The sequence below is a fragment of the Rhizobium sp. IY2 genome (genome assembly GCF_047532935.1).
Lineage (GTDB): Bacteria > Pseudomonadota > Alphaproteobacteria > Rhizobiales > Rhizobiaceae > Rhizobium > Rhizobium anhuiense.
This window is the reverse complement of record NZ_JBLKNU010000001.1, coordinates 274,440-286,741: the sequence shown is the minus strand read 5'-3', so window position 1 is coordinate 286,741 and position 12,302 is coordinate 274,440. Positions and strand designations below refer to the sequence as shown.

Below are 12,302 nucleotides of genomic sequence, written 5' to 3'. Positions count from 1 at the left end.
GGACGAGCGGATACAAGGAGTGAAGGACAGAAAAATGGTTGAAAAGGTACCGATGACACAGGGTGGTTTCGTCAAGCTGCAGGAAGAGCTGCGCTGGCGTCAGCAGGAGGAGCGCCCCCGAATCATCGAGGCGATCGCCGAAGCCCGTGCTCATGGCGACCTTTCCGAAAACGCCGAATATCACGCCGCCAAGGAAGCCCAGAGCCATAATGAAGGCCGCATCAGCGAACTGGAAGACCTGACGGCGCGTGCCGAGGTCATCGACCTCACGAAGATGTCGGGCGACAAGATCAAGTTCGGCGCCAAGGTGAAGCTCGTCGACGAGGACACCGAGGAAGAAAAGACCTATCAGATCGTTGGCGACCAGGAAGCCGACGTCAAGGCCGGCCGCATCTCCATCTCTTCGCCGATCGCCCGTGCGCTGATCGGCAAGGAAGTCGGCGACTCCATCGAGGTCAATGCGCCGGGCGGCTCCAAGGCCTACGAAATCCTCCAGGTTTCCTGGGGCTGATCGCCCGCCAGCCGCGAGACCTATCCCTTGCCCGATATGCGTGACGTCGAGATCATCGCGCCCAATTTCAAGCGCCGGCTCTCCGGCGTCACGTCGACCATTGTTCAGCTCATCCCCTGCCAGATGCGGCTCGGCATAAAGATCGCAACCCTTGGCCCCGGCCTGCCGGAAGGCCTGCCGAAACTGAGGTGGCGCCAGCTTCTTGGCCTCTGGCGCCCGCCGGCACGCCGGCGCCAGCGTGTCTGGCACGCGCGCCGCAACAACGAGATGGCCGTCGGCATCCTGCTTCGCCATCTCATGCGCATGCCGCTGAAGCTGCTCTTCACCTCGGCTGCCCAACGCCGCCACACCGCCTATACGAAATGGCTGATCCGCCGCATGGACGCCGTCATCGCGACCAGCGACCGTTCCGGCTCGTTCCTCGAGGTGCCGCACACCGTCATCCAGCACGGCGTCGACCTTGCCCTCTTTCATCCGCCGGAAACGGCAGAGGACGGCATCGCCGCCACCGGCCTGCCCGGACGCCATCTTATCGGCTGTTTCGGCCGCGTGCGCCACCAGAAGGGCACCGATCTTTTCGTCAAAGCGATGATCGAACTGCTGCCGCAGAATCCGGAATGGACAGCGATCGTCTCCGGCCGCGTGACGGCGGAGCATGCGGCATTCGGTGACAAGCTCAAGGCCGATGTCGCCGCCGCCGGGCTTAGCGACCGTATCCTCTTTCTCGGCGAAGTGCCCGATATCAAGATCTGGTATCGCCGCCTGACGCTTTACGTCGCCCCCTCCCGCAACGAGGGCTTCGGCCTGACGCCGCTTGAAGCCATGGCTTCGCGCACCGCGGTGGTGGCATCGGATGCGGGCGCCTACGCCGAGCTCATCGTTGAGGGCGAGACGGGTTCGGTCGTTGCCGCCGGCGATGGCGAGGCGCTGACGCGGGCAATCGCGCCCTATATCACCGATCCCGCCTTGGCGATTGCGCATGGCGAAAATGCGCTGCGGCATGTCAGGGCGAATTTCGCGCTGGAGAAGGAAGCAGGCGCGATCGCCGCCGTTTACAACAGCCTGCTCGGCGACAACCGCGGCTGAAGCAGAAAAGAGAAACGGCCCGCTGAAGAACGGGCCGCTGCAGGATTTTCAAGACTGTGAACGTCCTGGCCGATTACTCGGCCGGCTGGAGCCCGGCAGCCGGAGCGTCCTCGCTTGTCTGGCCGTCCAGCGCCGCGGCCAGCTGCGCCGTATCCAGCTCATTTTCCCAGCGTGCCACGACGATCGTTGCAACCGCATTGCCGACAAGGTTGGTCAGCGCCCGGCATTCCGACATGAAACGATCGATGCCGAGGATGAGCGCCATGCCGGCGACCGGTACGGAGGGGACGACGGAGAGCGTCGCTGCCAGGGTGATGAAGCCGGCGCCGGTGATGCCTGCGGCACCCTTGGAGCTCAGCATCGCCACCAGGAGCAGCAGGATCTGGTCACCCCAGGAGAGATGGATGCCGGTTGCCTGGGCAATGAAGAGTGCAGCCAGCGTCATGTAGATGTTGGTGCCGTCGAGATTGAAGGAATAGCCTGTGGGGATGACGAGGCCGACGACCGAGCGCTTGCAGCCGGCCTTTTCCATCTTGTTCATCAGGCCCGGAAGCGCCGCCTCCGAAGACGAGGTGCCGAGAACCAGCAGCAGCTCTTCCTTGATGTAGCGCAGCAGCGCCACGATCGAGAAGCCGTTGTAGCGGGCGACGGCGCCGAGAACGATGAAGACGAAGAGCAGAGAGGTGACGTAGAAGGTGCCGATCAGCATGGCGAGGTTGGCGATCGATCCGACGCCGTACTTGCCGATGGTGAATGCCATGGCGCCGAAGGCGCCGATCGGGGCAGCCTTCATGAGGATGGCGACGAGCTTGAAGACGGGAGCCGTCAGGGAATTCAGGAAATTGACGACCTGCTCGCCCTTTTCGCCGACCATGGCGAGCGCGATGCCGAAGAGCACCGAGAAGAACAGGACCTGCAGAATATCGCCATCGGCAAAGGCGCCGACAATCGTCGTCGGGATGATATTGGTGAGGAAGCCGACGATGCTCTGCTCATGCGCCTTGGCGGCAAAGGTGGCGACGGCGGCCGGATCCAGCGAGGCCGGATCGATGTTCATGCCGGCGCCAGGCTGGACGACGTTGGCGACGATCAGGCCGATGATGAGCGCCAATGTCGAGAAGGTCAGGAAGTACAGCATCGCCTTGCCGGCGACACGGCCAACCTTCTGCAGATCGCTCATGCCGGCAATGCCGGTCGCGACGGTCAGGAAGATGACCGGGGCGATGATCATCTTGACGAGCTTGATGAAGGCATCGCCGAGCGGCTTCAGCTGGGTGCCGAGTTCGGGGTAGAAATGGCCGAGAAGGATACCCGCAGCAATGGCCACGAGAACCTGAACGTAAAGATGGCTATAAAAGGGCTTCTTGCCCTTGCTGCCTGCGACTGCATCGAGTGGTGCTGCGATCATGATGTCCTCCTAATGGCTCGTCCGGAACGAACTCCGGCCTCCCGAGCCGTTCGCTTCAAGTCCAACAGCTCAGCCGTTGTTGCCATCTCCTTCGCAATCACCGTGCCAGTTTCACGCCGACCAACCAACAGATTGAATTTATTAATGAAAAATTTACGGGGCTGCTGACAGCTAATTAAGCAATGCGGAAATCCGCACAAATCCATTTGCGTTTCGTGCAGAAAAATGCACAAATCCGCCATGTCCGTGTCGCCGAAATTGTGGCCTTCCCTGCCCCTGCAGCACCGCATCCGCCGGATGTGGTGGACCTATGCCGTGTTCGCCCTCCTCGCCGTCGTCGCAAGCCTCTGGGCTGGCGGCGAGATCGGCCGGCACCGGGCGGAGGCCGCCCTTGAGGAACAGGCCCGCATGGATGCGAGACTGAATGCGGCTTTGCTGCGCACGGTTCTCGAAAAATACCGGGCGCTTCCCTTCGTTCTGTCGCAGGACGCAGCGCTCGCCGCGGCGCTGGCCGGAAAGGATGCCGGCGCGTTCGAGCGGCTCAGTCAGAAGCTGGAAAATTTGGCGGCGGGCACGAAGGCTGCCGTCATCTATGTCATCGACAAGGACGGCATGGCGGTTTCGGCCAGCAACTGGCGCGAACCGACGAGCTTCGTCGGCAATGACTACCGCTTCCGCGAGTATTTCCAAGGGGCAGTCGAACGAGGACAGGCCGAGCACTTCGCACTTGGCACGGTCAGCAAGAAGCCGGGCCTCTATATCTCCCAGCGGATTTCGGGCAGCAATGGCCTGCTGGGTGTCGTCGTGGTCAAGGTCGAATTCGACGACGTCGAGGCGGATTGGAATGCCTCGGGCACCCCGTCCTATGTCGTTGACGAGCGCGGCATCGTCCTCATCACCAGTCTTCCATCATGGCGGTTCATGACGATCGGCCGGATCGCCGAAGACCGGCTGACTGCGATCCGCGAAAGCCTTCAATTCGGCGCTGCGCCGCTTCAGCCCCTGCCGCTCGATCTTATCAGGAACCTCGGGGACGGCCTTGACGTCGTTGAGATCGTCATGCCCGGCGATGCCGGAAAAACCAGGTTTCTCGATGTCGGGATGCCGGTTCCGGCCACCGGATGGCAGCTGCAGCATCTCGTGACGCTCGGGCCGTCCGTCGATGCGGGAATTCGCGAAGCCCGCATGCTGGCCTTGCTCATCCTCTTGCCGCTGTTGGCCGCAGCAGCCTTCCTGTTGCGCCGCCGGCATGCGATCACCCTGCGGATATCCAGAGAACAGCAGGCGCGGGAGGAACTGGAACGGCGGGTAGTCGAGCGGACGCTGGATCTCAGCCAGGCGCGGGACCGGCTGCAGGCCGAAATCATCGGCCATAAGAGCACAGAGCAGAAGCTGCAGGCGGTGCAGCAGGATCTGGTGCAGGCCAACCGGCTGGCCATCCTGGGCCAGGTGGCGGCCGGCGTCGCTCATGAGATCAATCAGCCGGTGGCGACCATCCGTGCCTATGCAGACAATGCCCGCACCTTCCTCGATCGCGGCCAGGCGGCGCCAGCCGGCGAAAATCTCGAAAGCATTGCGGCGCTGACGGAGCGCATAGGTGCGATCACCGAAGAGCTGAAGACCTTTGCCCGCAAAGGCCGAGGCAGCGCCGAACCGACAGGATTGAAGGACGTCATCGAGGGTGCTGTGATGCTGTTGCGCAGCCGGTTTGCCGGGCGAATGGATTTGCTCGACATCGACTTGCCGCCGCCTGAGCTGCAGGTGATGGGAAACCGGATCCGTCTCGAACAGGTGCTGATCAACTTGCTTCAGAATGCCCTGGAGGCGGTGGCGCCGAAGGCCGGAGAGGGCCGCGTCGAGGTCAGAACGTCAGCCGATGCGGAGATGATAACGGTGACGGTCGCCGACAACGGCCCCGGCATTCCGCCTGACATTCGCAAAGGCCTGTTCACCCCGTTCAACACCTCGAAAGAGAGCGGTCTCGGTCTCGGGCTGGTCATCTCCAAGGATATCGTCGGCGATTACGGCGGCCGGATGGAGGTCGTCAGCGACAGCGGGGGAAGCCGCTTCATCGTTCATCTGAGGAAGGCTTGAGCTCATGGACACACTGAGCCCCGTTGCGCTGATCGACGACGACAAGGATTTGCGCCGCGCCACCGCCCAGACGCTCGAACTCGCCGGTTTCACCGTGTCCGCCTATGACGGGGCGAAAGCCGCATTGGCGGACCTGCCGGCCGACTTCGCCGGCCCCGTCGTCACCGATATCCGCATGCCGGAGATCGATGGACTGCAACTCTTCGCCACGCTGCAGGGCATGGATGCCGACCTGCCGGTGATCCTGATGACCGGCCACGGCGATATTCCGATGGCCGTTCAGGCGATCCAGGACGGCGCCTATGATTTCATCGCCAAACCCTTCGCGGCCGATCGGCTCGTCCAAAGCGTGCGTCGCGCCAGCGAGAAGCGGCGGCTTGTTCTGGAGAACCGCATGCTGCGCAAAGCAGCCGAGGATGCGCAGGAGAACTTGCCGCTGATCGGCCAGACGCCTGTCATGGAAAACTTGAGAAACATTCTTCGCCATATCGCCGATACCGATGTGGACGTGCTGGTCGCCGGCGAAACGGGCAGCGGCAAGGAAGTGGTTGCCCAGATCCTGCATCAGTGGAGCCACCGCCGGAAGGGCAATTTCGTGGCGCTCAACTGTGGCGCTCTGCCCGAAACCGTCATCGAAAGCGAACTGTTCGGCCACGAAGCCGGCGCCTTTACCGGCGCTCAGAAGCGCCGCACGGGCCGCATCGAACATGCAAGCGGCGGCACGCTTTTCCTCGACGAGATCGAGAGCATGCCGGCCGCCACGCAGGTCAAGATGCTGCGAGTGCTGGAGATGCGCGAGATCACGCCGCTCGGCACCAACGAGGTGCGCCCGGTCGATCTTCGCGTTGTCGCGGCTGCCAAGATCGACCTCGGGGATCCCTCGGTGCGCGGCGATTTTCGCGAGGATCTCTATTACAGGCTGAATGTTGTGACGATCTCCATTCCGCCGCTGCGAGAACGCCGCGACGATATTCCGCTGCTGTTCTCCCATTTCGCCGCCCGTGCCGCGGAGCGGTTTCGCCGCGAGGTCCCGCCGCTTTCGCCCGGTGTGCGGCAGCATCTCGCCTCGCATACATGGCCCGGCAATGTCCGCGAACTCTCGCATTATGCCGAACGCGTGGTGCTTGGTGTGGAAGGCGGTGGAGCGGCAGTGGTCCCTGCGCAGCCGGCGGGCTCCACGCTTCCCGAACGACTGGAACGCTACGAGGCGGAGATCATCCGCGACACGCTGTCGGCCAATGACGGCGACGTGCGCCGCACCATCGAAGCGCTCGGTATTCCGAGAAAGACGTTCTACGACAAGCTCCAGCGCCACGGCATCAACCGGGGCGGCTATATCTCGCGCAAGTAATGGACGGGAGCAATTGGGAGTCTAGACTTCCACCAGTCCCAGCTTCTTCACCTGCCGGATCGTCAGCATGGTGCGCACGGTATCGACATGTTCGTTCGCCGTCAGCACCTCGATGACGAAATCCTGGAAGCGGGTGAGGTTCTCCGCCACGCAATGCAGCAGGAAATCGCTGTCGCCGGAGACCATCCACGCCTGGCGCACCAGCGGCCATTCGGTGGTGGCGGCGGCAAAGGCCTTGAGATTGCCTTCCGACTGGTGCTTGAGGCCAACCATGCAGAAAGCGACGAGGTCGAAGCCGAGCTTCGGGCTGTTCAGCATCGCGTGATAGCCCTCGATGATGCCGGCTTCCTCGAGCTTGCGCACCCGGCGCAGGCAGGGCGGCGCCGAGATGCCGACGCGATCGGCGAGCTCCACATTGGTCATGCGGCCGTCGGCCTGCAGCTCCCGGAGTATCTTTATGTCGATGACGTCGAGTTCGGCGCGACCCACATCATTGCCTTTCTTTAATTCTCCGCGGGGAGCTTCTATATAAAGCGGCGGAATACGCAAGAATGTTTCACGCCGATGACGGATTCTTGCACATCCTGGCGATTTGCCTTGTTGGTAACGCAAGGCTGCCCTTGAATAAAAGCATTGGACGTTCATAAATGGCCCATGGACCGCGAAACGGCCGCAATCACCACTTAGCCGCCGCCCTCCTGCCAGTCGAAAGGAAATGACATGCCCGCCCGCCATACCAAGGTGCTCATCATCGGTTCCGGACCCGCAGGCTATACTGCCGCGGTCTATGCCGCGCGCGCCATGCTGAAACCGGTTTTGATCGCCGGTCTCGAACAGGGCGGCCAGCTGATGATCACCACCGATGTGGAGAATTATCCGGGCTTTGCCGATCCGATCCAGGGTCCCTGGCTGATGGAACAGATGCTGCAGCAGGCAAAACATGTCGGCGCCGAGATCGTCAACGATCTCGTGACCGAAGTCGACATGAACCAGCGTCCCTTCGTCGCCCGCACCGACAGCGGCCAGGTCTGGACCGCGGATACACTGATCATCGCCACCGGCGCCAAGGCCAAATGGCTCGGCATCGAGAGCGAACAGCATTTCCAGGGATTCGGCGTTTCGGCTTGCGCCACCTGCGACGGCTTCTTCTATCGCAACAAGGATGTGATCGTTGTCGGCGGCGGCAACAGCGCCGTCGAAGAGGCGCTCTATCTCTCCAACATCGCCAAGTCGGTCACCGTAGTGCACCGCCGCGATTTCTTCCGGGCCGAGAAGATCCTGCAGGAGCGTCTGTTCTCCAAGGACAATGTCAAGGTGCTGTGGAACACCGAAGTGGCAGAGATCACCGGCACGCCGGCCAAGCCGCCGATGCCGCAATCCGTATCCGGCGCCCGCCTGCGCGACACGCGTACCGGGGCGATCACCGAGGTTACGATCGACGGCGTCTTCGTCGCCATCGGCCACGCGCCGGCAACCGAGCTCTTCAAGGACAAACTGAAGCTGAAGGACAATGGCTATCTCTGGACCGCACCGGATTCGACCGCGACCAGCCTGGAGGGGGTGTATGCTGCGGGCGACGTGACCGACGACACGTTCCGCCAGGCGATCACCGCCGCCGGCCTGGGCTGCATGGCAGCACTGGAAGCCGAGCGATATCTGACGGGCCACATGCCCGTCGCCGTGGCCGCGGAGTAAGATCGGCATGAGGGGTGGGGGAATGCCATTGGATTGGGACAAGCTGCGTATTTTCCACGCAGCTGCCGAGGCGGGTTCGTTCACGCATGCGGCGGATAAACTGCATCTGTCCCAATCCGCCATCAGCCGCCAGGTAAGCGCGCTGGAGCAGGATGTCGGCACCAAGCTGTTTCACCGCCATGCGCGCGGCCTGATTCTGACGGAGCAGGGCGAACTGCTTTATCGCACCGCCCACGACGTGCTGCTGAAGCTCGAAACCGTGAAGATGCAGCTCACCGAGACGACCGAGACGCCGTCCGGCAAGCTGCGCGTCACGACGACGGTCGGTCTCGGCCAGGGCTGGCTGACCGACAAGATCCAGGAATTCCTGCAGCTCTATCCCGATGTGCAGATCCAGCTGATCCTCGACAACGAGGAAGTGGATGTGAACATGCGCCATGCCGACTGCGCGATTCGCCTGCGCCAGCCGCAGCAATCCGACCTCATCCAGCGCAAGCTCTTCACCGTGCACATGCACGTCTATGCGGCTCCGTCCTATATCAACCGCCATGGCGAGCCGCAGAAGATCGAGGATCTCGACAATCACCGCATCATCACCTTCGGCGAGCCGGCGCCGAGCTACCTGCTCGACGTCAACTGGCTGGAGGTCGCTGGCCGCTCGTCCGACAACAAGCGCATCCCGCATCTGCAGATCAACAGCCAGACCTCGATCAAGCGAGCCGCCCTGCTCGGCATCGGCGTCGCCTGCCTGCCGGATTACATCGTCGGTCGCGACCCCGGCCTGATTCAGCTGGCGATCAATGCCGACGTCCCCTCCTTCGATACGTATTTCTGCTATCCCGATGAAATCAAGAACGCCGCCAAGCTGAAGGCCTTCCGCGATTTCATCGTCAGCAAGGCTAGAAACTGGAACTTTTAAGCCCGATTTTGTCGACGTTTTGCATACTATGCAGAAGGCGCATGACTGGCATGCACAAATGAGGGTTGCCGTTTGCCCATTAAACCACCATATCGCACATAGCTGATGCACATGGTGGCTTTTCCTCCCAGTTCCACCGCATTAGCTGTTCCCCTCTGGAGGTTTTTGACCTTCACACTTATAAGGGCCCTGGTTTTCCAGTGGCCCTCTTTTTTTGCCTTGCTTGCCCAGGGAAATGCCGCACCGCAAAAAAATTGTGCGGCGCATAGCAGACATGCACAAAAAAGCATTGAAACCTGCTCAAGGAAGCACCATATCCATCTCAGCTGATGCATCTTGTGGTTTCTCTCCCAGTACCACCGCATTAGCTGTTCCCCTCTGGAGGTTTTTGACCTTCACAATTACAAGGGCCCTGGTTTTCCGGTGGCCCTCTTTTTTTGCCCAAAAATTGCGCACCCACTAAAAGCCGCCACCTCACGCCTCCGTGATTTGCATATCGAGTTCCGACGATCAATATATCGGTCAAACACGATTTATAGTTCGGCGAACGACGATGGACAAAGACGAGATTATCAAGGCACTCGCTCATCCCGCCCGGATGGACATTCTGAACTGGCTGAAAAACCCCGAGCAACATTTCCCCTCGCAGGAGCACCCTTTCGAAATGGGTGTCTGCGCCAGTCAGTTCGAGCGCTGCGGCCTGTCGCAGTCGACGGTCTCGGCTCATCTCGGGACGCTGCATCGCGCCGGCCTCGTCACCACCAAACGCGTCGGCCAGTGGATCTTCTACAAGCGAAACGAAGAAACGATCGCCGCTTTTCTCAAGCAACTGACGCAGGACCTTTAGAATGCCCCTCGCCCTCCTCGTTCTCGCCTTGAGCTCGTTTGCGATAGGCACCACCGAATTCGTCATCATGGGTTTGCTGCCTGAGGTCGCCGCCGATCTGTCGGTGACGATCCCGCAGGCCGGATGGCTGGTAACCGGCTATGCGCTGGCGGTCGCGATCGGCGCACCCGTGATGGCCGTTTCGACTGCGAAGCTGAAGCGCCGCACCGCCCTGATTGCGCTGATGGCCTTCTTCATCGCCGGCAACCTGCTGTGCGCTCTGGCGAGCGGCTACTGGGTGCTGATGATCGCCCGCATCGTGACCGCGCTTTGCCACGGCGCCTTCTTCGGCATCGGCTCGGTCGTCGCCGCCGGACTGGTCGCCGAAGACCGCAAGGCTCGCGCCGTCGCGCTGATGTTCACCGGCCTGACGCTTGCCAATGTTCTCGGCGTGCCGCTCGGCACCGCGATCGGCCAGGCCTATGGCTGGCGCGCCACCTTCGGTGTCGTCACCGTCATCGGCATCGTCACTATATCAGGCCTGATCGCCATTTTGCCGAGGGACAAGCACCAGGAAAACAGCAGCATCCTGCGCGAGATCGCGGCACTCCGGAATGGCGGCCTGTGGCTGGCGCTCTCCACCACCGTCTTCTTCGCCGCCTCGATGTTCGCCCTCTTCACCTATATCGCGCCGCTGCTGCGCGACGTCACCGGCGTGTCGCCCGAAGGCGTCACCTGGACGCTGTTCCTGATCGGCCTCGGGCTGACCGTCGGCAACCTCGTCGGCGGCAAGCTTGCCGACTGGCGGCTCGGCGCGACGCTTGCCGGCGTCTTTGCCGCGATCGCCATCACCTCGATCGCCTTCAGCTATACGAGCCGCTTCTTCATCCCGGCCGAAATCACCCTCTTCCTTTGGGCACTGGCAAGCTTTGCCGCCGTGCCGGCGCTTCAGGTCGGCGTCGTCGGCTTCGGCAAGGACGCCCCGAATCTTGTTTCGACGATCAACATCGGCGCCTTCAACACCGGCAATGCGCTCGGCGCCTGGGTCGGCGGCCTGGTCATCGACGCGGGCTTCGATCTCACCCGCGTTCCACTCGCCGCAGCCTTGATGGCCCTAATCGGCCTCGGCGCGACGGTGCTCACCTATCTCTCCGCCAGGGGCCGAGCCGCCCTCGCTCCTGCCGAGTGATCCTCCCGCAAAAGAAAGGACCATCATGGCCAAGCTTTTCGAACCCACGAAAGTCGGCGACATCCCCGTCAAGAACCGCATCGTCATGGCGCCGCTGACCCGCAACCGCTCGCCGGGCGCAATCCCCAACGACCTCAACGTCGAATATTACCGCCAGCGCGCCAGCGCCGGCCTGATCATCACCGAAGCGACAGCCATCACACATCAAGGCCAGGGTTATGCCAATGTGCCGGGTCTCTATACCAAGGAGGCTCTCGACGGCTGGAAGCGCGTCACCGACGCGGTCCATGCTGCTGGCGGCAAGATCGTCGTGCAGATGTGGCATGTCGGACGCATCTCGCACACGACGCTGCAGCCGAACGACGGCAAGCCGGTTTCCTCGACCAACCGCGTCGCCAAGGCCAAGACCTATCTGGTCAATGCCGACGGCACCGGCAGCTTCGCCGACACCTCCGAGCCGCGCGCGCTTGAAACCGCCGAAATTCCCGGCATTATCGAGGATTACCGCAAGGCCGCCCGGGCCGCGATCGATGCCGGCTTCGATGGTGTCGAGATCCACGGCGCCAACGGCTACCTGCTCGACCAGTTCATCCGCGACGGCGTCAACGACCGTAGCGATGCATATGGCGGCTCGATCGAAAACCGTGCCCGCCTGACCTTCGAAGTCGTCGATGCCGTGGTCAAGGAAATCGGCGCCGGCCGCACCGCGATCCGTATCTCGCCGGTGACGCCGTCCGGCGAAAGCTACGATTCCAATCCGCAGGCGACCTTTACACACATCGTCGAAGGCCTGGCCAAATACGACCTCGCCTATCTCCATGTCATCGAAGGCCAGACCGGCGGCGACCGTGACTACAAGCAGGGCGATAATCCTTCCTTCGAATACAAGGCGCTGCGCCAAGCTTACGAAAGGGCCGGCGGCAAGGCCGACTGGATGGTCAACAACGGCTACGACCGTGATCTGGCGATCGACACCGTCGAAAGCGGCCGCGCCGATCTCGTCGCCTTCGGCAAGCCCTTCATTGCCAATCCCGACCTCGTCGAGCGCCTGGAACACCATCTGCCGCTCAACACGCCCGACCAGTCGACTTTCTACGGCGGCACCGGCAAGGGCTATATCGACTATCCTATCCTCGAAAAAGTCGCCTGAGCCTTTTGCAATGCAAACCGCGAAATCCCGCCGAAAGGCGGGATTTCCATTTTCGATGCATCTTTGTAGCGTG

Annotated in this window: 11 protein-coding genes; 9 read left to right on the top strand and 2 right to left on the bottom strand. The window is 62.0% G+C overall.

The features are described 5' to 3' along the window. Positions 1-34: 34 nt before the first annotated feature. A complete protein-coding gene (gene greA, locus ACMUVN_RS01335; protein WP_017965278.1) occupies positions 35-511 on the top strand; it encodes a transcription elongation factor GreA in 477 nt (158 codons plus the stop codon). Positions 512-538: 27 nt separating this feature from the next. Next, the gene (locus tag ACMUVN_RS01330) at positions 539-1,597 is read left to right on the top strand and encodes a glycosyltransferase family 4 protein (RefSeq protein ID WP_414814812.1); all 1,059 of its coding nucleotides are present in this window, start codon (positions 539-541) and stop codon (positions 1,595-1,597) included. Positions 1,598-1,670: 73 nt separating this feature from the next. Here ACMUVN_RS01330 and ACMUVN_RS01325 read toward each other — a convergent pair whose 3' ends face one another. After that, positions 1,671-3,005, bottom strand: a complete 1,335-nt coding sequence (locus ACMUVN_RS01325; RefSeq protein ID WP_047611120.1) for a dicarboxylate/amino acid:cation symporter — start codon at positions 3,003-3,005, stop codon at positions 1,671-1,673. A 225-nt stretch (positions 3,006-3,230) separates the two neighbouring features. Between ACMUVN_RS01325 and ACMUVN_RS01320 the strand changes: the two genes are divergently transcribed. Together ACMUVN_RS01320 and ACMUVN_RS01315 are read left to right on the top strand one after the other, a co-directional pair. Further along, positions 3,231-5,099 carry an ATP-binding protein gene (locus ACMUVN_RS01320; RefSeq protein WP_414814811.1) on the top strand — a complete coding sequence of 623 codons (1,869 nt, stop codon included), beginning with the start codon at positions 3,231-3,233 and terminating at the stop codon, positions 5,097-5,099. Positions 5,100-5,103: 4 nt separating this feature from the next. Continuing rightward, entirely contained in the window at positions 5,104-6,450 is a 1,347-nt protein-coding gene (locus tag ACMUVN_RS01315) for a sigma-54-dependent transcriptional regulator (protein ID WP_047611123.1), read from the top strand. 21 nt (positions 6,451-6,471) lie between these two features. On the opposite strand, the gene ACMUVN_RS01310 is transcribed toward ACMUVN_RS01315, so the two are convergent. Next, positions 6,472-6,939, bottom strand: a complete 468-nt coding sequence (locus ACMUVN_RS01310; protein WP_017994786.1) for an Lrp/AsnC family transcriptional regulator — start codon at positions 6,937-6,939, stop codon at positions 6,472-6,474. A 231-nt stretch (positions 6,940-7,170) separates the two neighbouring features. Here ACMUVN_RS01310 and trxB point away from each other — a divergent pair, with 231 nt between their 5' ends. The 5 genes from trxB to ACMUVN_RS01285 all read left to right on the top strand — a co-directional run bounded on the left by trxB (position 7,171) and on the right by ACMUVN_RS01285 (position 12,229). Next, positions 7,171-8,145: a thioredoxin-disulfide reductase gene (gene trxB, locus ACMUVN_RS01305; RefSeq protein WP_028758411.1), complete on the top strand. Its 975-nt coding sequence runs from the start codon at positions 7,171-7,173 to the stop codon at positions 8,143-8,145. 22 nt (positions 8,146-8,167) lie between these two features. Next, a complete protein-coding gene (locus ACMUVN_RS01300) occupies positions 8,168-9,064 on the top strand; it encodes a LysR family transcriptional regulator VtlR (protein ID WP_003581089.1) in 897 nt (298 codons plus the stop codon). Positions 9,065-9,617: 553 nt separating this feature from the next. Further along, on the top strand, positions 9,618-9,911 hold the full coding sequence (locus ACMUVN_RS01295; RefSeq protein ID WP_028758410.1) for an ArsR/SmtB family transcription factor: 294 nt from the start codon (positions 9,618-9,620) through the stop codon (positions 9,909-9,911). Between the two features lies 1 nt (position 9,912). Continuing rightward, complete coding sequence (locus ACMUVN_RS01290) at positions 9,913-11,079, top strand: MFS transporter (RefSeq protein WP_047614249.1); 1,167 nt, start codon at positions 9,913-9,915, stop codon at positions 11,077-11,079. 25 nt (positions 11,080-11,104) lie between these two features. Beyond that, positions 11,105-12,229 (top strand): alkene reductase, encoded by a 1,125-nt coding sequence (locus ACMUVN_RS01285; protein WP_047611133.1) that lies wholly within the window; start codon positions 11,105-11,107, stop codon positions 12,227-12,229. Positions 12,230-12,302: the final 73 nt, after the last annotated feature.

Excerpts from the sequence above, each read along its gene's own strand:
- greA (WP_017965278.1), top strand. The coding sequence starts at position 35 with ATGGTTGAAAAGGTACCGATGACACAGGGTGGTTTCGTCAAGCTGCAG.
- ACMUVN_RS01325 (WP_047611120.1), bottom strand. The coding sequence starts at position 3,005 with ATGATCGCAGCACCACTCGATGCAGTCGCAGGCAGCAAGGGCAAGAAG.
- ACMUVN_RS01320 (WP_414814811.1), top strand. The coding sequence starts at position 3,231 with ATGCACAAATCCGCCATGTCCGTGTCGCCGAAATTGTGGCCTTCCCTG.
- ACMUVN_RS01315 (WP_047611123.1), top strand. The coding sequence starts at position 5,104 with ATGGACACACTGAGCCCCGTTGCGCTGATCGACGACGACAAGGATTTG.
- trxB (WP_028758411.1), top strand. The coding sequence starts at position 7,171 with ATGCCCGCCCGCCATACCAAGGTGCTCATCATCGGTTCCGGACCCGCA.
- ACMUVN_RS01300 (WP_003581089.1), top strand. The coding sequence starts at position 8,168 with ATGCCATTGGATTGGGACAAGCTGCGTATTTTCCACGCAGCTGCCGAG.
- ACMUVN_RS01295 (WP_028758410.1), top strand. The coding sequence starts at position 9,618 with ATGGACAAAGACGAGATTATCAAGGCACTCGCTCATCCCGCCCGGATG.
- ACMUVN_RS01290 (WP_047614249.1), top strand. The coding sequence starts at position 9,913 with ATGCCCCTCGCCCTCCTCGTTCTCGCCTTGAGCTCGTTTGCGATAGGC.
- ACMUVN_RS01285 (WP_047611133.1), top strand. The coding sequence starts at position 11,105 with ATGGCCAAGCTTTTCGAACCCACGAAAGTCGGCGACATCCCCGTCAAG.